Below are 19,322 nucleotides of genomic sequence, written 5' to 3'. Positions count from 1 at the left end.
TATCGGCGCAGGTGGGAGCCCGCCGTAGCGTCGAATCATGAGCATTCCCCAGGAGCGGCGCGTCGTGACCGCGATCCCAGGCCCCAAGTCGCAGGAATTGCTGGCCCGCAAGCAGGCCGCCGTCCCGCCCGGCATCGGCACCACGCTGCCGGTCTTCGTCACCCGCGCCGGCGGCGGCGTGGTGCAGGACGCCGACGGGAACTCGCTGATCGACTTCGGTTCCGGCATCGCCGTGACCAACGTGGGCAACGCCGCGCCCAAGGTCGTCGAACGCGTCCAGAAGCAGGTCGCCGACTTCACCCACACCTGTTTCATGGTCACCCCGTACGAGTCGTACGTCCGGGTGTGCGAGAAGCTCAACGAGCTGACCCCGGGTGAGCACGAGAAGCGCACGTTCCTGGTGAACTCGGGCGCCGAGGCTGTGGAGAACGCGGTCAAGATCGCCAGGCACGCGACGGGCAGGCAGGCCGTCGTCGTGTTCGACCACGGCTACCACGGCCGCACGCTGCTCACGATGACGCTGACGGCCAAGAACATGCCGTACAAGCACGGATTCGGCCCGTTCGCGCCCGAGGTGTACCGGGTGCCGCTGGCGTACCCGTACCGCTGGCCCACCGGCCCCGAGAACTGCGCCGAGGAGGCCGCGGCGCAGGCCATCGACATGATCACCAAGCAGATCGGCCCGGGCAACGTGGCCGCCGTGGTGATCGAGCCGATCGCGGGCGAGGGCGGGTTCATCGAGCCGGCCAGGGGCTTCCTGCCGCGCATCGCGGAGTTCTGCAAGGCCAACGGCATCGTGTTCGTGGCCGACGAGGTGCAGACCGGCTTCGCCAGGACGGGCGACCTGTTCGCCTGCGAGGACGAGGGCGTCGTACCGGACATCATCACCACGGCCAAGGGCATCGCGGGCGGCCTGCCGCTGGCCGCCGTGACCGGGCGCGCGGAGATCATGGACAAGGTGCACGCCGGCGGCCTCGGCGGCACGTACGGCGGCAACCCCCTGGCCTGCGAGGCCGCGCTCGGCGTGCTGGAGACCATCGAGGAGGAGGACCTCGTCGCGAAGGCCCGCCGGATCGGCGAGATCATGCTCCCCCGCCTCAAGGCCCTCCAGGAGCGCTTCGACGTGATCGGCGACGTCCGCGGCCGGGGCGCGATGATCGCGATCGAGCTGGTCGAGCCGGGCACCAAGGAGCCGAACCCCACCGCCGTCCAGGAGGTCGTCAAGCGCTGCCACGCCGAGGGCCTGCTGGTCCTGACCGCGGGCACGTACGGAAACGTCCTGCGCTTCCTGCCCCCGCTCGTCATCCCCGAGCACCTTCTTGAGGAGGGCCTCGGAATCCTGGAGAAGGCGATCGCGGAACTCTAGAACAAACCCCATCAATCGGGCATCCGGCTTGCGGCTGGATGTCCGATTTTGTGGTGTAAGTGGCGTCGCTCGGGTAGAGAATTCACCCTGACTTGACGCTCAGCAGGACACTCACGGCCACGGTCAGGGTTATAACGGTTCCGGTATACGGATGGGCGATGACTGCAGGAAGCATGATGAGCTGGAGTCCGACCAGAACGGCGCGGAGTATGTTGACGTTCGACCCTGAAGGCCTGACCTGGGCCCAGCGCGAGGGCGACGCCTGCGTCGTCTGTCACAAGAGATGGCCGCGACCCCGCGTGCGCGTGGGCCGCCTGCCCGACGACTCGTCGGTCCTGGCCTGTGGCGACTGCGCCGAGGCCCTTCTGCCCACACCCAAGTCGACCGTGGTGGCCTTCCCGTCCCGCTGAGCGAGCGCGCTCTGACGAGACGCCCCGGGACGGGGGGGAAGGCCCGGGGCGTCCCTTGCAGGCCGCGCCCAGGGGGGAACGGGCGCGCCCGCAGCACTGTCACAGGGGGATCGGCCGCCCGCCTCATTTGGCGAGCTTCTGCCACCTATCCAGCCAAGTGAGATAATCCGTACATTCCCCATCTTCCGCCCGGCAATCCCCGGGCGGCCGTACGGCGAAAGCGACCCGGTCGAGCTTCTTGCCTCTCCCGTACAGGTCGCACATCGGCTTGGCCCGCCCCTTGCACGCCTTGGCGTTGGCCGGGGCCAGCCCCACCCAGGCGGCGGCGTCGCGCTGCGCGTTCGCCGCGGTCACCCAGTTGAGCCACCGGTAGGCGCAGGTGGTGTCGGGGACGTTCGCGCCGAGCATCCAGGAGTCCACCCACCCGGTCGTCTCGGGCGTCTGGAGCGCCTTGACCGGCTTCCCGGCCTTCTGCAGGAGCAGGCGGTAGTACGGGGTGGCCTGGGCGTAGTCGAGCGACCCGGTCGCGAACCCCTGCACCAGGTCGATCGGGCTGCCCCAGTACGTGCGCGCCTTGCCCTGCTCGAGCAGCCCCACCGCGCGGTCGAGCTGGTCCTTGGTCAGCTCGTACGGGTCCTTCGCCGAGCCGTCGGCCAGCGCGGCGTCGGCGATCGTCAGCGGGCTGTCCTTGAGCGCCACCCGGTCGGAGGCGAACGCCTGCTGGAGATCGCCCTTGACCTTGGTCGAGTCGTAGATGAACTCGTGATAGCCCCACAGGTACGGCACCCCGTACACCTTGCCGGACACGGTGGACATGTCACGGAAGCGCTTGTCGATGTCGTCGTAGCCGCTCACCTTGGCCGGGTCGATGGGCTGCGCCAGCTTGTCCTCGATCAGCTTGGCGGCCAGCACGGGCCCGGCGGAGATGATGTCGTACGCCCGCTGGCGGGAGAAGTCCTCCATCTCCTTCGCGCTCTGCACGGTGTCGAGCTTGGCGATCCGGCAGCCGGTCTCCTTCTCGAAGTCGCCGACCCAGTTGACCTTGGGGCTGGTGCCGCCGTACTCGGCGTAACCGCGGTAGGTGAGGATCTGGAGCGTGCCGTCGCTCTGCGTCGCGCTCGGCGTGGGGGTGGGGCTGGAGCTGGGAGTACGCGTGGGGGTGGGGGTCGGACGGGCCGCGCCCATGCCTGCGATCAGCGCCGACGCGGCGAGCGCCAGGGCATAACCACGACGACGATTCACGATGTCCCCCCTGTCCCCATGTGCTGGGTCCGTGTGCTGGAGCTTACCGGGGAGTGGGGCGGGAGGGACGCTCGTCCCGCCCGCCCCGGGCGTGGCACGCCTACTTGTTCGTGGGGAAGCCGAGGTTCACGCCGCCGTGCGAGGGGTCGAGCCAGCGCGAGGTGACGACCTTGCCGCGGGTGTAGAAGTGCACGCCCTCGGTGCCGTGCACGTGGGTGTCGCCGAAGAGCGAGGACTTCCAGCCGCCGAAGCTGTAGAAGGCCATCGGCACCGGGATGGGCACGTTGATGCCGACCATGCCGACCTCGACCTCGTTCTGGAAGCGCCTGGCCGCGCCGCCGTCGTTGGTGAAGATCGCGGTGCCGTTGCCGTACAGGCCGCCGTTGATGATCTCCAGGCCCTCCTCGTACGAGGACACCCGCACGATCGACAGGACCGGCCCGAAGATCTCGTCCGTGTGCGTCCGCGTGCCCGGCCGGACGTGGTCGAGCAGGGTCGGGCCGAGCCAGAAGCCGGGCGTGTCCGCGGCCTTGCCGCCGCCGAGCACGGCCGTCTCGCGGCCGTCCACGACCAGCTTCGCGCCCTCTTCGACGCCGAGGTCGAGGTAGGAGGCGACCTTGTCGCGGTGCACCTCGGTGACGAGCGGCCCCATCTGGGACTTCGGGTCGTCGCCGGGGCCGATCACCAGCTGGTCCACCCGCTCGACGATCTTCTGGACGAGCTCGTCGCCGATCGGGTCCACGGCCAGCACGACGGAGATCGCCATGCACCGCTCCCCCGCCGAGCCGAACCCCGCCGACACCGCCGAGTCCGCCACCAGGTCGAGGTCGGCGTCCGGGAGCACGAGCATGTGGTTCTTGGCGCCGCCGAGGGCCTGCACGCGCTTGCCGTGCGCGGTGCCGGTCTCGTAGACGTACTTGGCGATCGGGGTGGAGCCGACGAACGACACCGCGCGCACGTCGGGGTGCTCCAGCAGCCGGTCCACGGCGACCTTGTCGCCCTGCACGACGTTGAAGACGCCGTCGGGCAGCCCGGCCTCCTTCCAGAGCCGCGCCATGAGCAGCGAGGCCGACGGGTCCTTCTCCGACGGCTTGAGCACGAAGGCGTTCCCGCACGCGATCGCGACCGGGTACATCCACATCGGCACCATGGCCGGGAAGTTGAACGGCGTGATGCCGGCCACGACGCCCAGCGGCTGGCGGATCGAGTAGGAGTCGACCCTGGTCGAGACGCCCTCGGAGAAGCCGCCCTTGAGCAGGTGGGGGATCCCGCAGGCGAACTCCACGACCTCCAGGCCGCGGGCCACCTCGCCGAGCGCGTCGGAGTGGACCTTGCCGTGCTCGGCGGAGATCAGCGCGGCCAGCTCGTCGCGGTGCGCGTACATGAGCTCGCGGAAGCGGAAAAGCACCTGCGCCCGCTTGACCAGCGACGCGTCCCGCCAGGCGGGGAAGGCCGCCACGGCGGCGGCCACGGCCGCGTCCACGTCGGCCGCGGAGGCCAGCGCCACGTGGCCGCTGACCTCCCCGGTCGCGGGGTTGAAGAGCTCGGCGGCGCGGGAGTCCCCGTCCGCGAGCGCTCCGTTGATCCAGTGCTTGACGGACTTCACTGAGCTGCTGCCTCTGCGTTGATGGTTTCCAGAGCGGTCACGATGATGCCGAGCCCCTCGACGGCCTCGTCCACCGTAAGGGTCAGCGGCGGGGCCATGCGGATGGCGGTCCCGTACAGGCCGCCCTTGCCCGCCAGCAGGCCCGCCTTCTTGGTCTCCTCCATGAAGCGGGCGGCCTGGGCAGGGCTCTCCAGCTCGACGGCGAACATCAGGCCCTTGCCGCGCACGCTCTTGACCACGGGCAGGCGCTTGGCGGCCTCCTTGAGGCCGCCGATGATGATCTCGCCCGTACGTGCGGCGTTGGCCTGCAGGTCGCGGTCGAGCACGTAGTCGAGGGTGGCGTTGGCGGCGGCCATGGAGATCGGGTTGCCGCCGAACGTGGCCAGGCCCACCGCGTGCGGGGCGTCCATCAGGTCGCCGCGCGCCACGATGCCGCCGACGGCGAAGCCGTTGCCCAGCCCCTTGGCGAAGGTCATCATGTCGGGGGTCACGCCGTGGTTGCCGATGCCGAAGAACGAGCTGCCCGTACGGCCCCAGCCGGTCTGCACTTCGTCCGAGATGAACAGGATGCCCTGCTCGTCCAGGACCTCCTTGTACGCGGCGAACAGCCCGTCGGGGGCCATCGTGAACCCGCCCACGCCCTGGATCGGCTCGGCGATCAGCGCCGCCACGTCGTTGGAGACCGCGGTGGCCAGCACGTGGCGCAGGTCGTCCACGCACGCCTGGATGTAGTCGGCGTCCGACATGCCCTTGAACTGCGCGAGATGCCGGTCGGCGCCGTGCAGGAAGGTCACGTTGAGCGGGGAGAGCGAGTTGTTCTTCCAGGAGCGGTTGGAGGTGACGCCGATCGTGCCGAAGCTGCGCCCGTGGTAGCTCTGCCGCATGGCGAGCACCTGGTCGGTCTTGCGCGCGTACGTGGCCAGGAGCAGGGCGGTCTCGTTGGCCTCGGTGCCGGAGTTGGTGAAGAAGACCTTGGCGTCGGGGATGCCGGAGACCCGCGCGATCTTCTCGGCCAGCTCGATCTGGCCGCGCAGCAGGTAGACGGTGCTGGTGTGCACCACCCCGGTGGCGATCTGGCGCTCGACGGCCTCGCGCACCTCGGGCACGTCGTACCCGATCATGTTGGTCAGGATTCCGGCGAAGAAGTCCAGGTAGCTCTTGCCGTCTGCGTCGATGACACGGTTGCCCTTGCCGCTGACGATCTCGATGGGGTCGTTGTAGTTGAGGGCCAGCCAGTTGGGCATGACTGCCCGATGGCGCGCGAGTAGCTCCGACATGCTATCGAGTATCCCTTTTCTTCTCCTCAGCCCCGCGCTACAACGTGTCGGGGGAGGGAAAAATCCACTTACACCCTGCAAACTACCTGGGCTTCCCCAAGAGCCGCCCCTTAGGGGATGTCCCGTCCGCCTGGCGATGTACGCGGCACGCGGCCACTACGCCGCCGGAGGCACCGCGAATGACCACTGGCGGGCGACGACCGGGGCCACAGGAGTCGGCCACCATCGGATCATCCCGAGAACGAAGGAGACATCGAGATGACCGTCACCGTCGACCACCGCCCCGAGGCGCCCGCCGGCCCGCCCAAGCTCGACCGCGAGCAGCTCCGCCGGGCCCAGCAGGACACGCTGGACACCCCGCGCATGAAGTACAGCCTGCTGGCCAAGATGATGTTCAAGCCCGTGGACATCATGTACGGCAAGCAGGGCTCGTACACGAAGTTCGCCATGCTGGAGATCATCGCCCGCGTGCCGTACCAGGCATGGGAGCGGATGGGCTACTGGGCCGTGCACCACCATCGGGGCCGCTCGGCCCTGGCCAGACGGATCTTCGAGCGGATCGTGGAGGCCCGCGCCGACCAGGACAACGAGCAGTGGCACCTGCTGATCCTGCAGGACCTGGTGCAGCGCACCGGCCAGCGGCAGACCTGGCTGCTGCACCGGGCCGCGCCCTGGCTGATCGCGTTCTTCTACTACCACGTGTCCTGGGTGCTGTTCCTGGTCAGGCCGGACTGGAGCTACCGGCTGAACGCGGAGTTCGAGGACCACGCCGAGCACGAGTACATGACGTTCGTGGCCGAGAACCCTGAGCTGGACTTCGTGCCCGACCCCGGCACGTACGCCGCCGAGTACGGCCGCTACCGCTCGGTGGCCGACCTGCTCCGGCAGATCGGCCACGACGAGCGCACCCACAAGCTCGACAGCCTGGAGAGCATGCGGGAACCCCGTGTCCGCTAGACCCTGCTGTCTTCCGGCACCGGTTCAGGGGCCGCCGCAGCCGGGCGCAGCACGGACACGGCGAGCAGCGCGGCGGCCACGCAGAACGCGGCCCCGACCCACGAGCCCAGGTGCATGGCCGACGTGAACGCCTGGTTGCCGGCCTCGGCGAAGCCCGACAGATGCGCGCCGCCGATCGACTCCCTGGCGGCGGCGGGCAGGCCGGCCGGCATCTGCGAGGTGTACTGCCCGGCCAGCACGCTGCCCAGGACCGCGATGCTCATCGCCATGCCGACCTGTTGGACGGTGTCGTTGAGCGCCGACCCGACGCCGGCGTGCTCCATGGGGATGGCGCTCATGAGCGAGGAGTACGCGGACGGCCCGGCCAGCCCGCCGCCGATGCCCATGATCACCAGCCCGGTCAGGAGCGGGAGGTATCCGGTGGTCGTGGCCATGACGACGAACCCGCCGGCCATCACCAGCAGGCCGGTCCCGATCAGCACCCGGTTGCTGGCCTTCTTGCCCAGGCCGGCGCCCACGCCGTTGAAGATCGCGGCGGCCACGCCGTAGGGGAGCATGGCCAGACCGGCCTGCATCTCCTTGTAGCCCAGCACGAACTGCAGATACTGGGTCAGCATGAGCATCACGGCGCCCGCGCCGAAGGCCATCAGCAGGATCGAGAACGACGCGCCGCTGAAGTTGCGGTTGGCGAACAGGTGCAGGGGCAGCATCGGCTGCGCCTGCTTGCGCTCCCAGACCACGAAGCCGCCGAGGGCGAGGACCGCGATCGCGATGCCGATCACGTTCCACTCGCGCTCGATGATGACGTACACGGCCGCCGTCAGGCCGACCGTCGACAGCACCACGCCCACCGGGTCGATCTTCCGCCCGCTGCTGCGGCTCTCGGGCATGAGCACGACGGCGGCCACGATGGCGATCGCCGCGATGGGGATGTTCACCAGGAAGACCGAGCCCCACCAGTAGTGCTGCAGCATGAGGCCGCCCAGGGTGGGGCCCGACACCATGCCGACCAGGGCCACCGCGCTCCAGGAGGCCATCGCCTTGCGCCGCTCCGTCTCGTCGAAGACGGTCATCAGGATCGACAGCGTCGAGGGCATGACCAGCGATCCGCCGATGCCCATCAGCGCGCGGGCGGCGATGAGCTGCCAGGGCTCGGTGACGAGCACGGCCAGCAGCGACGCGCCGCCGAAGAAGGCCAGGCCGACGATCAGGAACAGGCGGCGGCCGTACTTGTCGGACAGGCTGCCCGAGGTGAGCAGCAGACCGGCGTAGGCCAGCACGTACGCGTCGATGATCCATTGGATGTCCGACGGCGTCGCGCCCATTTCCTCGTTCAGCGAGGGGATGGCGAGGTTGAGAACGGTGTTGTCGACGACAAGCACCAGAAGCGCCAAGCAGAGTACGACGAGAATCCACCAGCGGCGGGGGTCTCGTACAGTGTTCGAGTCCACTCGCACAGCGTACGATAACCCTCGTACAGTGTGCGAGTGGATTTATCCTTGGAGGATGACCGGCAAGCAGTTCGCCTCCGTATGGCTTCGCGAGCCGCGCAAGACCGCGAGCCCGGGGCGCAGCCGTGACGAGATCGTCCGCGCCGCGATCGAGATCCTCGACGCGGAGGGCCTCGACGGGCTCAGCATGCGCAAGCTGGGCGCCAAGCTGAGCGCGGGCGCCACCAGCATCTATTGGTACGTCGCCCACAAGGACGAGCTCCTGGAGCTGGTCTACGACCAGGTGTGGGGCGAGATGAGCATGCCCGAGCCGGAGGACGTCGGCTGGCGCGACGCGGCCTCGGTCCTGGCCTACAGCATGCGCTCCGTGATCCTGCGCCACCCGTGGTCGGCCGACCTCCTCGGCCGCATGCCCGCGCTCGGCCCCAACGCCATCCAGGTCGCCGACCGGATGCGCCGGATGTTCAAGCTGGCCGGGTTCGCGGGGATGGACGTCGACTACGCCGGCAGCACGCTCACCGCCTACATCTACGGCATGACCATCCCCGAGGTCGCCTGGAACTCCGCCATGGGCGAGCACGAGTACGACCCCGCCGAGATGAAGGAGATGGTCACCAGGGCGGTCAAGGACTATCCGGACATGCTGGAGCGTATGGACATGACCGCCTACGACGATCCGCAGACCCTCCGCCAGGTGGCCTTCGACTTCGGGCTCATGTCGGTGCTCGACGGCCTTGAGCGGCGGCTGCCGACGTAGCAGGATCCCGGCATGAGCGAGCGAAGCGAGCGACCAGTCGAACACAGCCGATCCACCGGTCATGCGGCCGACGAAGGCGGTCGCATGACCGGTTTCCGTGCCGCCCGCGATTTCCTCCTCCACGCCGACGCCGCCACCGCCCGCCGCGACTTCCGCTGGCCGGAGCTCGAGGAGTTCAACTGGGCGCTCGACTGGTTCGACGGGGTGCTGGCCGCCGAGACCCCCGACGCCGTCGCTCTCAAGATCGTGGGAGCGAGCACCGCCCGCTACACGTTCGCCGAGCTGTCCGCCCGCTCCGGCCAGGTCGCCAACTGGCTGCACCGCCAGGGCGTGCGCCGGGGCGACCGGGTCCTGCTCATGCTGGGCAACCAGGCCGAGCTGTGGGAGTCGCTGCTGGCCGCGATGAAGCTGGGCGCGGTCATCATCCCGGCCACGACGCTGCTGACCGCCAAGGACATCTCGGAGCGCATCGTCAGGGGCGGCGTCGCCCATGTGATCGCCAACGCCGCCGACGCGGGCAAGTTCGGGGCCGGCGAATACACGAAGATCGCCGTCGGCGACGCCTACAACTGGCTGCCGTACCACGAGGCGTACGAGGAGGACCCGCTCTTCGTCCCCGACGCGCCGACGCGGGCCGCCGACACGCTGCTGCTCTACTTCACCTCCGGCACGACCTCGCAGCCGAAGCTGGTCGAGCACACGCACGCGTCCTATCCGGCCGGGCACCTGTCGACGATGTTCTGGATCGGGCTGAAGCCGGGCGACGTGCACCTCAACGTCTCCTCGCCCGGATGGGCCAAGCACGCCTGGAGCAACGTCTTCGCCCCCTGGAACGCGGGCGCCACCGTGCTGATCCACGACTACCACCGCTTCTCCGCGCCCGCGCTGCTGGAGGTGCTGCGGGACGAGCGGGTCACCACGTTCTGCGCGCCGCCGACGGTGTGGCGGATGCTCATCCAGGAGGATCTCGCCGTGTGGCGGGTGCCGCTGCGCACGGCCGTGGCCGCCGGCGAACCGCTCAACCCGGAGATCATCGACCAGGTCGCCAAGGCGTGGGGCATCACGATCCGGGACGGCTACGGCCAGACCGAGACCACCGCGCAGATCGGGAACGCGCCGGACGAGCCGGTCAAGCCCGGATCGATGGGGCGTCCGCTGCCCGGCTACGACGTCGTGCTGATCGACCCCGTCAGCGGCAGGCCCGGGGACGACGGTGAAATCTGCCTGCCGCTGGACGCCCGCCGCCCCATAGGCCTCATGTCCGGATATGTCGGTGGACTGAGTGATGCGATGCGCGGTGGTTTCTACCACACCGGCGACGTCGCCACCCGCGACGAGGACGGCTACATCACCTACGTCGGCCGGACCGACGACGTCTTCAAGGCCTCCGACTACCGCATCTCGCCGTTCGAGCTGGAGAGCGTGCTACTGGAGCACGCCGCCGTGGCCGAGGCCGCCGTGGTGCCCGCCCCCGATCCGGTACGCCTGGCCGTACCGAAGGCCTATGTCACGCTCGCGCCCGGGTTCGAGCCGGACGAGGCGACCGCACGCTCGATCTTCGAGCACTGCCGCAGAGAACTGGCCCCCTACAAGCGGGTGCGGCGGCTGGAATTCGCCGAGCTGCCCAAGACGATCTCCGGCAAGATCCGCCGGGTCGAGCTGCGGGTGCGGGAACCTCGCCAGGAGTACCGGGAGGAGGACCTCAGCTCGTGACAAAGCGTAAATGGGAGCATGGCCGTTCTTACAGAACGATCGGCTAGGCTCTGCCCCGTGTTGCCCACCATCGCCGATGTCCTCGCACTGGAGACCGTACGCCGGGGCAGCCCGCGCGTGGTCGCGGGTGCCGACCGGCTCGACACCAGGGTCCGGTGGGTGCACGTCGGCGAGATCGCCGACCTCGCCCACCTGCTGCGCGGCGGGGAGCTGGTGCTCACCACGGGCGTGGCGCTGCCCGAAGACCCGGAGAAGCTCGCCGACTACATCGGCGACCTCGCCTCCGTGGGCGCCTCGGGGCTGATCGTCGAGCTGGGCCGCAGGTTCGTCAAGGAGCTGCCGCCCGCCGTGGTCAAGAAGGCCGAGGAGCACGGGCTGCCGCTCATCGTGCTGGCCCGCGAGACGCCGTTCGTGCAGATCACCGAGTCCGTGCACGCGCGGATCATCGACATCCAACTGGAGGAGCTGCGCGCCTCCGAGCAGCTCCACGAGGTCTTCACCGAGCTGTCGGTCGAGGGCGCCTCGCCCGCCGAGGTGCTGGCGCAGGTGGCCAGGCTGTCCAACCGGCCCGTGCTGCTGGAGAACCTCGCCCACCAGGTGCTGGCCTGCGAGTCCGCCGGGCGCGACGCGGGCGCGCTGCTGGCCGGCTGGGAGGCCAGGTCCAGGGGCGTGGCCCCGGCCGAGCGGACCGCGTACGACGCCGCCTCCGGATGGGTGGTCACCACGGTGGGGGCGCGCGGGCAGGACTGGGGCCGGCTGATCCTGATCTGCGACTCGGCGCCGACGCCGCGCGACATGGTGCTGGCCGAGCGCGCCGCCACCACGCTCGCCCTGGGCCGCCTGCTCGAACGCCACCAGGAGTCCCTCGAACGCCAGGCGCACGGCACGATCATCACCGGCATCCTGACCCACGCCTACGCCGACCCCGACGAGGCCGCCGCCCGCGCCAGGGCCGTCGGCGTGCCGCTCACGGGACGCAAGCTGATCAGCGTGGTCATCAGGCCCACCGAGCCGGCCGACCAGGCGCTCGACGGCCAGGCCCAGCTCGGCGAGCTGGCCGAGGCCACCGCCGCCGCCTGCCGCGACGCCCGCCTGCCCGCCCTCGTCGGCGCCCTCGACCAGGAACGCGTCGGGGTCCTGCTGCCCCTCCCGCCCCGCACGCAGGCCGAGCCCGCGCTGACCGCGCTCGCCGAGCGGCTGCGCGTGCTGTGGCGGCCGGGCGGGCTCGCGTTCGTGCTGGCGGCGGGCTCGGTCGTGGAGTCCATCAGGGACGTACGGCGCAGCTTCCTGGAGGCCGAGCAGGTGGCCGACGTGGCCGTCCGCCAGCCGGACGGGCGCGCCTTCTACCGGCTGCCCGACCTGCGCCTGCGGGGGCTGCTGCACCTGCTGCGCGACGACGCCCGGCTGCAGACGTTCGCGGAGCGGGAGCTGGGGCCGCTGCTGGCGCACGACGCCCAGCGGGGCGGCGACCTGACCCGGATCCTGCGCATCTACCTCGACGCGGGGCGCAACAAAGCGGTCGCCGCGCAGAAGGCCCACCTGTCCAGGCCCGCCTTCTACGACCGCCTGCGCCGCCTCGAACGCGTCCTCGACACCGATCTGGACGACGTCGAGTCCTGCATGTCACTCCACGTCGCGCTCCTGGCCCTGGAGTCCTTCCGCCGCGAACCCCGCTGACCGCCCCGGGCGCCTAGCGTCGCATTCGTGCCCCTCTTCTTCAACGCCGTGGAGGCCGCGGCGCACCGGCTGTCGATCGTGCCTCCGATGCTCGACTACTTCGGCGTCCTGGGCCTGCACGCGCTCGTCGCGGCGGCCAGGACGGGCGTCTTCGACGCCCTGCGCGAGCGGCCGTCCACCGGCGCCGAGCTCGCCGCCACGCTCGGCCTGGACGCCCGCTCCTCGGACATGCTGTTACGCTCCCTGGCCGGGCTCGGCTACCTGCGGGTCCGCGGCGGCCGCTACCGCCTGACCCGCGCCTCACGGCTGTGGTTCACGACGGACTCGCCGCAGTCCCTGGTGGCGGGGCTGGAGTTCTGGGAACGTACGGCGTGCGTGATCTGGCCCCGGCTGGAGAAGGCGGTGCGCGACGGGGCGCCCGCCACGCCCTTCTACGAGCTGCTGGAAGGCGATCCCGAGCTGTCCCGATCGTTCCAGGCGTGGACGGCGGCGCTGGCCGGACGGCAGGCTCCGGCGATGGCCAGGGCCGTCCCGGTGCGGCGCGGAGCCCGGCGGGTGCTGGACGTGGGCGGCGGCCACGGCCGGTTCAGCCTGGAGCTGCTGCGGCGGCACCCCCGGCTCCACGCCACTGTGCTGGACCTGCCGCAGGCGCTCCAGGCCACCGCCGCCCATCCCCGGCTGAGCGTGCGTGCCGGGTCGTTCCTGGACGACGACCTGGGTGACGGGTACGACATCGCGCTGCTGTTCAACGTCGTGCACGGGCTGGAGGACGCGCAGGCCGCCACCCTGCTGGAGCGAGTGGCCGCGGCCCTCAACCCGGGCGGGACGGTCGTGGTGGGCGACCAGTTCGGGGACAGCGTCATGCCCGGCCGGGCCAGCCGCGCCCTGCTGCACCTGCTGGACCTGAACTACCTGGTCACGGCCGGCGGCAGGGTGCGCGGCTTCCGGGAGGTGTCGGAGCTGCTGCGGGCGGCGGGCTTCCGCGCACCCCGGCACCGCCGCCCCCTCCGCTCCGTCCCCACCGAACTGGCCCTGGCCTCGCTCCCCGCCCACCGGCCACGATAAGCACCGCCGCCGCGAAGCCCATCGGCTGCCCGCCGCCGTGAACCCCGGTAAAATCGCTAGAAGCCCATCGCCGCCCGCACCTCGTCCAGTGTCATGATCGCCCGCTCTCTCGCCGCCGCGTTCCCCGCGGTCAGGATCTGCCGCACCTCCTCCTCGGTGTGCTCGGCGCGGCGCTTCCTGATCGGCCGCAGGAACTCGTTGACCGCCTCGGTGGCCAGCCTCTTGAGCGCGGAGGCGCCCCCGTCCCCGATCTCCTCGGCGACGTCCTGCGGCGAGCGGCCGAGGCAGAGGCCGGCCAGGGTGAGGAGGTTCGCCACCTCGGGCCGGTGCGTCTCGTCGAAGGTGATCAGCCGCTCGGAGTCGGTGCGGGCCTTGCGGATGAGGGCGGCCGTCTCGTCCTCGGTGGCCGACAGGGCGATCGCGTTGCCGCGGCTCTTGCTCATCTTGCCGCCGTCGAGCCCCTGCAGCAGCGGCCGTTCGCCCATCATGGCCTCGGGCTCCGGGAACACCTCGCCGTAGCGCTCGTTGAAGCGGCGCGCCACCAGCCGCGTCACCTCCACGTGCGGGAGCTGGTCCTTGCCCACGGGCACCAGCGTGCCCTTGCAGAACAGGATGTCGGCCGCCTGGTGCACCGGATAGGTGAACATCAGGCCGCTGACCGCCCGCTGCGAGCTGTGCGCGATCTCGTCCTTGACCGTGGGGTTGCGGTGCAACTCGGAGACCGACACCAGGCTCAGGAAGGGCAGCAGCAGCTGGTTCAGCTCGGGGACGGCGCTGTGCTGGAAGATCGTCACCTTGGCCGGGTCGATTCCCACCGCCAGATAGTCGAGCAGCAGCTCGGTGATGTTGCGTTGGATCGCGCCGGGCAGATCGCGATCGGTGATCACCTGGTAGTCGGCGATCAGCACGTACATCGGGAACTTGTCCTGCAACGCGACGCGGTTGGCCAGCGAGCCGAAGTAATGGCCCAGGTGCAGCGAACCGGTCGGACGGTCACCGGTGAGTACGACGTCGTTCATTTCGGTCTCTCTCTTTCAGGTCACGCCGTCTCGGAGAGGACCGCACGCTTGGAGGGCCGTCTCGAAGACGGCCCGTGCATGAGGAAATCAGCGGCCGTCGGTCGGCCGCCACCACATGCTGATGCGTGTCATACGCGAAGTGTATCCGTTTGCGGTGTCAATCTCGTAACCTCTTTTACCGTTTCGCGTGTTCGCCTGCCCCGGCGACCATGATCTCGCCAGTATGGTGCGGTCCCTTTTCCGCCCTCTGGAGAATTCATGTCTCGACGCACCCTCGCCGGTGGCCTGGCCATAGCCGCCGCGCTCTCCCTCACCACCCTGCCCGCCGCGGCGGAGCAGGCGTCGGTGCGGTTCCCGTCGGCCAAGTTCCCGCTGGGCAGCAGGCCCGTGCCGACCAAGACGATGACCGCCGTCGCGCAGGGCATCGACATGTACGACGTGAAGGCCGGCTCGGCGACCGACGGCTACACGGTGACCGTGTTGATGCCGAGCGGCCGCGACTACGGAATGCAGACGACCGCCGACGCCAAGGCCGCCGAGGTGGAGGCCGCCGGCGAGACCCCCAGCGTGCAGAAGGTGGTACGGCCGAGCGTCGCCGACGCCGCCTCCCAGACCGTGTACATGGTCCGGGTCGGCCTCTGGTCCCTCGACGACAAGAAGAAGGCCGAGGAGACCGCCAAGAAGCTCAAGGAAGCGGGGCTGAAGGTCAAGGTCGACTACCTCGGCGACGACGGGCTCAAGACCACCGGTCCCTGGGACGTCAAGGTCGTGATGATCGACGCCGGGGCGTTCGGCGGCTCGTTCGCGGCCTCGCTCGGCACCAGCGTGGCCAAGCGGGAGACCGTCTCGTCGATGGCCACGGCCCAGAACGCGCTGGTCGGCGTCAACGGCGGCTTCTTCAACATCCACACCGACAAGGCCCTGCGCGGCGAGCCCGTCGGCGCGTCCGTGGTCAAGGGCAAGCTGCTCAGCGAGGCCGTCCCCGGCCGCTCGGCCGTCGTGCTCAAGGGCCGTACTGCCAAGATCACCGAGCTGAAGACCACCGTCACCGCCACCTCCCAGGACGGCCAGAAGACCGAGGTCAACGGCGTCAACCGGGCCGTCACGACGGACGAGCTGGTGCTGTACACCGAGGAGTGGGGCGCCAAGACGCCCACCGGCGGGACCGACGCCGTCCTCGACGCCAACGGCAAGGTCGTCGGCCTGCGCGAGTCGGGCGCCGCGGTGGCCGCCGGGACGCGGGTGCTGCACGGCAACGGCCTGGCCGCCGACTGGCTCAACGAGCACGCCTTCCAGGACTGGACGGTCAAGGTCGACACCAAGGTCGTGGACCTGCGTACCGACAAGGCGCTCGCGCTGACCCCGGACCTCAACGTGATCGCGGGCAGCGTCGGCCTCGTGCGGAACGGCAAAGTGAAGATCACCGCCAAGCAGGACGGCCACGACTCCGTCAACATGATCCTGCGCCGCCACCCGCGCTCCCTCCTCGGCACCACGAGGAACGGCAGCCTCATCATCGCCACCATCGACGGCCGCAACCCGGGCGTGACCGTGGGGGCGAACTTCCTCGAGGCCGCCCAGTTCATGCGGTGGCTGGGTGCCACGCAGGCCATCAACCTGGACGGGGGCGGCTCGACGGCCATGGTGGTCGGCAACAAGCTGATCAACCGGCCCTCGGACGGCGTGGAGCGCGGCGTCGGCGACGCCCTCCTGGTCCTGCCCAAGTAACACACCAGACCCGAACGAACCGCAGCCGTGCCACCAGCCCTGGTGCACGGCTGCACCCCACCTACCCGGGCACCTTCGCCGCTGCGGCCGGCCGATAACGCACGTTCACGACCCGACGCGACGTCACCTCCACCGACGAGGCACGGCCGCGCCCACCTACTCGAGGGCCTTCGCCGTTGCGGCCGGCCGGCAGCGCACGTTCACGGCCGAGGCGAGCTCGTCTTCGCCGATGCGGCGGGCCGGTAGCGGACGTTCACGACCGATGCGGGGTCGGCTTCACCGAGCCGGTGGAGGCGGATCGGCTCGGCACCGGGGTTGTCGTAAAGCCGGATGCCCTCACCCAGCAGGACCGGCGCGATGTGCAGGTCGATCTCGTCGATCAGCCCCAGTTCGAGCAGCTGACGGCCGATGGTCGGCGAGAACACCTCGAGGTTCTTGCCCCCGGCCGCCTCCAGACCGATCCGCACCGCCTCGGCCGGCTCGCAGCTCAGGAACGTGACTCCGTCGGTGGGCGTCGCGTCCTCCGGGTGATGGGTGAGCACGAAGAGCGGCCCCTTCCAGGCGCCACCGTAGATGCCGCTGGGATCCGGGGAATGGTCCCAGCCGTCTCGACCGCCCAGCACGGCGCCCGTGGTCTCGACGTACTCATTGACCAGGTCCGGCCGGAACGAACTCCCGGCCATCCAGTCCATCTCATGGTTCGGCCCCGCCACGAACCCGTCCAGCGACATCGTGAAGTGCCAGAGCACCTTTCCGCCCGCGGTCTGCGGCTCGGTGTCGCTCATTCGTTGCCTCCTGCATCTGCTTGCGATTTGCAACCGGTAATCTCACGCTAGGCCACCCGGTGGTAGATTGCAACCAGTTCGGAGGTGAGGTGCGAGTTGGCGGAGTCGGCGCGTTCTGGTTGTCCGATCAATGCCGCGGTCGAGGCGTTCGGTGACAGCTGGAGCCTGCTCGTGCTGCGGGACGTGATGTTCGGGAGCCGACGCTACTTCAGGGAGCTGCTCGCCGGCTCCGAGGAGAGGATCGCCTCCAACATCCTGGCCGACCGGCTGAAGCGCCTGGTGAACGCGGGCCTGCTGACCCGCGAGGACGCGGGCCCCGGACGGCGGGCCGCCTACAGCCTGACCGAGGCGTCCATCCAGCTGGTCCCGATCTTCGCGCAGCTCGGCGAGTGGGGGCTGCGCCACCGCCCGACCACGAAGCGGCTGAGGGTGCGAGCGGAACTGCTCGCGGCCGGCGGACCGGAGCTGTGGAGCGAGTTCATGGACGAGCTCCGGACCATCCACCTCGGCGCCCCACCGCCGGAACGGAACGGCCCAAGCGTCATGGAACGCCTCGCCAAGGCCTACACCGACGCGCTCTGACGCCTTGAGCGGGAATCAGACCCAACGCCGCCGTGCTCTGACGCCCTACATGGAGTCGGACGCGACGCCATGCCCGTCGCTTGAGAGGTACACCAGCCGCGCAACGACCATGACGACATGCGCGGCATCGACGTGCGCTATGCGAGCGTCGACGTGCGCTGTGTAAGCGTCGACATTCGCCGTGCGGGCACTGACATCCGCTGTGCGGACGTAGAGGCGTGACGTGCAGGCGCTGACATCCGCCGCGCAGACGCCAACATGCGCCGTGCGGGCATGGACGCGCGAGTGCGGGCACTGGACATCCGCCGCGCAGGCGCCAACATCCGTCGTGCGCACGTGGACGCGTGACGTGCGGGCGTCGGATCTTAAGCATCCACCGGCAGACCCATGTCCGGTTTCACGGCCTTCATTGCAAGGTGCGACGTCACCTGCGCCACCCCTGGCAGCCCGGAGAGGGTCTCGGAGTAGAAGCGCTCGTACGCCGCCAGATCCGCCACCGCCACCCGCAGCAGGAAGTCCGGATCGCCGAACAGCCGGTGCGCCTCCACCACCTCCGGCATCCCCGCCACCAGCCGCTCGAACTCCGCCACCGTGTCGTGATCCTCATACCTCATCACCACGGTGACGAACGCCTGGAACCCCCGGCCCACCGCGTCCCCTTCGACCAGCGCCCGGTAGCCGCGGATGACGCCGGACTCCTCCAACTGCCGCACCCGGCGCAGGCACGGCGACGGTGTGAGCCCGACCCGGTCAGCCAGCTCGGTGTTGCTCAGCCGCCCGTCCCGCTGCAGCTCCTGGAGGATCCTGCGGTCAATCCTGTCCACAGCGCAATATCCTGCCACTCCGCCGCCCGAAGCAGCACGAACAGACCATCGCGTGCCAGCCCTCCTTGACTACCGTCCCACAAGGAGGTGGTTCTCATGGAAACCCGGCTGCTGGTGCTCTTCCTCGGTATGGACCTGCTGCTGATCTGCACGCCGGGCCCCGACATGCTCTACGTCATGGCCCGCTCGCTCGGCCAGGGCCGCCGCACCGGCCTCACGGCGGTGGCGGGGATCTGCTCGGGCTACACCGTGCACACGGTCCTGGCCGCCGCCGGCCTCGCCGCCGCACTTCGCGCGGTCCCCGCCGCATTGCCCGCGATGCGGTACGCCGGCGCCGCATATCTGGTCTTCCTGGCGATCAAGACCCTGGCGTCGCTCAGGAACCCCGCCACCCCGGTCCCGGGCGCGACCCCGCAGCCCACGGGCAGGGTGTTGCGACAGAGCATGCTCACAGCCCTGCTCAACCCGAAGGGAGTGCTGCTCTACCTGTCGCTGATGCCCCAGTTCATCTCCACGGAGACAGGCGTCCCTCTGGGCTTTCAACTCGCCGTACTCGGCCTGCTCCATGTCGCGAACTGCGCCGTCCTGTACGGCCTGCTCGCCCTGGCCACGGCGCGGGCCAGCCACGCCCTGACCCGGACCCCGAAGGCCGCCCGCCGGATCTCGGCCGTCTCCGGCACGATGCTCCTGGTAGTCGCGGCCGCCACGCTCGGCACCCATTGAACACAAAAAAAAGGGGGTCCGACGCCCAAGGCGTCGAACCCCCTCAAAGATTGTCCGGCGGCGACCTACTCTCCCACACCCTCCCGAGTGCAGTACCATCGGCGCAGAGAAGCTTAACTTCCGGGTTCGGAATGTAACCG

General features: G+C 69.8%; 17 protein-coding genes and 1 rRNA gene. 10 read left to right on the top strand and 8 right to left on the bottom strand.

The genetic code is table 11. From position 1 onward, the window contains the following. Positions 1-37: 37 nt before the first annotated feature. Complete coding sequence (gene gabT / locus ACIHFD_RS15845) at positions 38-1,366, top strand: 4-aminobutyrate--2-oxoglutarate transaminase (protein WP_397367489.1); 1,329 nt, start codon at positions 38-40, stop codon at positions 1,364-1,366. A 209-nt stretch (positions 1,367-1,575) separates the two neighbouring features. Beyond that, on the top strand, positions 1,576-1,776 hold the full coding sequence (locus tag ACIHFD_RS15840) for a hypothetical protein (protein ID WP_350724384.1): 201 nt from the start codon (positions 1,576-1,578) through the stop codon (positions 1,774-1,776). Positions 1,777-1,899: 123 nt separating this feature from the next. Here ACIHFD_RS15840 and ACIHFD_RS15835 read toward each other — a convergent pair whose 3' ends face one another. From ACIHFD_RS15835 to ACIHFD_RS15825, 3 genes are all read right to left on the bottom strand, one after another. Continuing rightward, entirely contained in the window at positions 1,900-3,018 is a 1,119-nt protein-coding gene (locus tag ACIHFD_RS15835) for an extracellular solute-binding protein (RefSeq protein ID WP_397367488.1), read from the bottom strand. A 100-nt stretch (positions 3,019-3,118) separates the two neighbouring features. Further along, positions 3,119-4,624, bottom strand: coding sequence for a CoA-acylating methylmalonate-semialdehyde dehydrogenase (locus ACIHFD_RS15830; RefSeq protein ID WP_355210829.1), 1,506 nt, complete (start codon positions 4,622-4,624; stop codon positions 3,119-3,121). Next, on the bottom strand, positions 4,621-5,901 hold the full coding sequence (locus ACIHFD_RS15825) for an aspartate aminotransferase family protein (protein WP_397367487.1): 1,281 nt from the start codon (positions 5,899-5,901) through the stop codon (positions 4,621-4,623). The genes ACIHFD_RS15830 and ACIHFD_RS15825 overlap by 4 nt, the downstream gene beginning before the upstream one ends. A gap of 258 nt (positions 5,902-6,159) precedes the next feature. Between ACIHFD_RS15825 and ACIHFD_RS15820 the strand changes: the two genes are divergently transcribed. Further along, positions 6,160-6,858 (top strand): alternative oxidase, encoded by a 699-nt coding sequence (locus tag ACIHFD_RS15820; protein WP_350724376.1) that lies wholly within the window; start codon positions 6,160-6,162, stop codon positions 6,856-6,858. On the opposite strand, the gene ACIHFD_RS15815 is transcribed toward ACIHFD_RS15820, so the two are convergent. Continuing rightward, positions 6,855-8,252, bottom strand: coding sequence for an MFS transporter (locus ACIHFD_RS15815; protein WP_397367486.1), 1,398 nt, complete (start codon positions 8,250-8,252; stop codon positions 6,855-6,857). The genes ACIHFD_RS15820 and ACIHFD_RS15815 overlap by 4 nt on opposite strands. A 112-nt stretch (positions 8,253-8,364) precedes the next feature. Between ACIHFD_RS15815 and ACIHFD_RS15810 the strand changes: the two genes are divergently transcribed. The 4 genes from ACIHFD_RS15810 (at position 8,365) to ACIHFD_RS15795 (ending at position 13,521) form a co-directional block, all read left to right on the top strand. Then, complete coding sequence (locus tag ACIHFD_RS15810) at positions 8,365-9,066, top strand: TetR/AcrR family transcriptional regulator (RefSeq protein WP_397367485.1); 702 nt, start codon at positions 8,365-8,367, stop codon at positions 9,064-9,066. Between the two features lie 84 nt (positions 9,067-9,150). Then, positions 9,151-10,779, top strand: a complete 1,629-nt coding sequence (locus ACIHFD_RS15805; RefSeq protein WP_397367484.1) for an AMP-binding protein — start codon at positions 9,151-9,153, stop codon at positions 10,777-10,779. 57 nt (positions 10,780-10,836) lie between these two features. Next, on the top strand, positions 10,837-12,456 hold the full coding sequence (locus ACIHFD_RS15800; protein WP_363984877.1) for a PucR family transcriptional regulator ligand-binding domain-containing protein: 1,620 nt from the start codon (positions 10,837-10,839) through the stop codon (positions 12,454-12,456). Positions 12,457-12,483: 27 nt separating this feature from the next. Beyond that, positions 12,484-13,521 (top strand): methyltransferase, encoded by a 1,038-nt coding sequence (locus tag ACIHFD_RS15795; protein ID WP_397367482.1) that lies wholly within the window; start codon positions 12,484-12,486, stop codon positions 13,519-13,521. 56 nt (positions 13,522-13,577) lie between these two features. On the opposite strand, the gene trpS is transcribed toward ACIHFD_RS15795, so the two are convergent. After that, positions 13,578-14,540: a tryptophan--tRNA ligase gene (gene trpS, locus ACIHFD_RS15790; RefSeq protein WP_397367481.1), complete on the bottom strand. Its 963-nt coding sequence runs from the start codon at positions 14,538-14,540 to the stop codon at positions 13,578-13,580. A 258-nt stretch (positions 14,541-14,798) separates the two neighbouring features. On the opposite strand from trpS, the gene ACIHFD_RS15785 reads away from it, so the two are divergent. Next, positions 14,799-16,268, top strand: coding sequence for a phosphodiester glycosidase family protein (locus tag ACIHFD_RS15785; protein ID WP_397367480.1), 1,470 nt, complete (start codon positions 14,799-14,801; stop codon positions 16,266-16,268). 200 nt (positions 16,269-16,468) lie between these two features. Here the strand turns inward: ACIHFD_RS15785 and ACIHFD_RS15780 are convergent, their stop codons facing one another. Then, positions 16,469-17,053: a dihydrofolate reductase family protein gene (locus tag ACIHFD_RS15780; protein ID WP_397367479.1), complete on the bottom strand. Its 585-nt coding sequence runs from the start codon at positions 17,051-17,053 to the stop codon at positions 16,469-16,471. A gap of 96 nt (positions 17,054-17,149) precedes the next feature. On the opposite strand from ACIHFD_RS15780, the gene ACIHFD_RS15775 reads away from it, so the two are divergent. Next, on the top strand, positions 17,150-17,635 hold the full coding sequence (locus ACIHFD_RS15775; protein WP_397367478.1) for a winged helix-turn-helix transcriptional regulator: 486 nt from the start codon (positions 17,150-17,152) through the stop codon (positions 17,633-17,635). A gap of 365 nt (positions 17,636-18,000) precedes the next feature. Here ACIHFD_RS15775 and ACIHFD_RS15770 read toward each other — a convergent pair whose 3' ends face one another. Continuing rightward, entirely contained in the window at positions 18,001-18,459 is a 459-nt protein-coding gene (locus ACIHFD_RS15770) for an Lrp/AsnC family transcriptional regulator (protein ID WP_397367477.1), read from the bottom strand. Between the two features lie 96 nt (positions 18,460-18,555). On the opposite strand from ACIHFD_RS15770, the gene ACIHFD_RS15765 reads away from it, so the two are divergent. After that, complete coding sequence (locus tag ACIHFD_RS15765; RefSeq protein ID WP_397367476.1) at positions 18,556-19,182, top strand: LysE family translocator; 627 nt, start codon at positions 18,556-18,558, stop codon at positions 19,180-19,182. A gap of 52 nt (positions 19,183-19,234) precedes the next feature. On the opposite strand, the gene rrf is transcribed toward ACIHFD_RS15765, so the two are convergent. Next, positions 19,235-19,322 (bottom strand): 5S ribosomal RNA (rrf, locus tag ACIHFD_RS15760); the annotation flags it as partial.

The organism is Nonomuraea sp. NPDC051941, assembly GCF_044593615.1.
The sequence above is the reverse complement of the archived record's forward strand: the minus strand, read 5'-3'. Positions and strand labels throughout refer to the sequence as shown.

Coding starts and splice junctions, on each gene's coding strand:
- gabT (WP_397367489.1), top strand. CDS start 38: ATGAGCATTCCCCAGGAGCGGCGCGTCGTGACCGCGATCCCAGGCCCC.
- ACIHFD_RS15840 (WP_350724384.1), top strand. CDS start 1,576: ATGTTGACGTTCGACCCTGAAGGCCTGACCTGGGCCCAGCGCGAGGGC.
- ACIHFD_RS15825 (WP_397367487.1), bottom strand. CDS start 5,901: ATGTCGGAGCTACTCGCGCGCCATCGGGCAGTCATGCCCAACTGGCTG.
- ACIHFD_RS15820 (WP_350724376.1), top strand. CDS start 6,160: ATGACCGTCACCGTCGACCACCGCCCCGAGGCGCCCGCCGGCCCGCCC.
- ACIHFD_RS15810 (WP_397367485.1), top strand. CDS start 8,365: ATGACCGGCAAGCAGTTCGCCTCCGTATGGCTTCGCGAGCCGCGCAAG.
- ACIHFD_RS15805 (WP_397367484.1), top strand. CDS start 9,151: ATGACCGGTTTCCGTGCCGCCCGCGATTTCCTCCTCCACGCCGACGCC.
- trpS (WP_397367481.1), bottom strand. CDS start 14,540: ATGAACGACGTCGTACTCACCGGTGACCGTCCGACCGGTTCGCTGCAC.
- ACIHFD_RS15785 (WP_397367480.1), top strand. CDS start 14,799: ATGTCTCGACGCACCCTCGCCGGTGGCCTGGCCATAGCCGCCGCGCTC.
- ACIHFD_RS15780 (WP_397367479.1), bottom strand. CDS start 17,053: ATGAGCGACACCGAGCCGCAGACCGCGGGCGGAAAGGTGCTCTGGCAC.
- ACIHFD_RS15765 (WP_397367476.1), top strand. CDS start 18,556: ATGGAAACCCGGCTGCTGGTGCTCTTCCTCGGTATGGACCTGCTGCTG.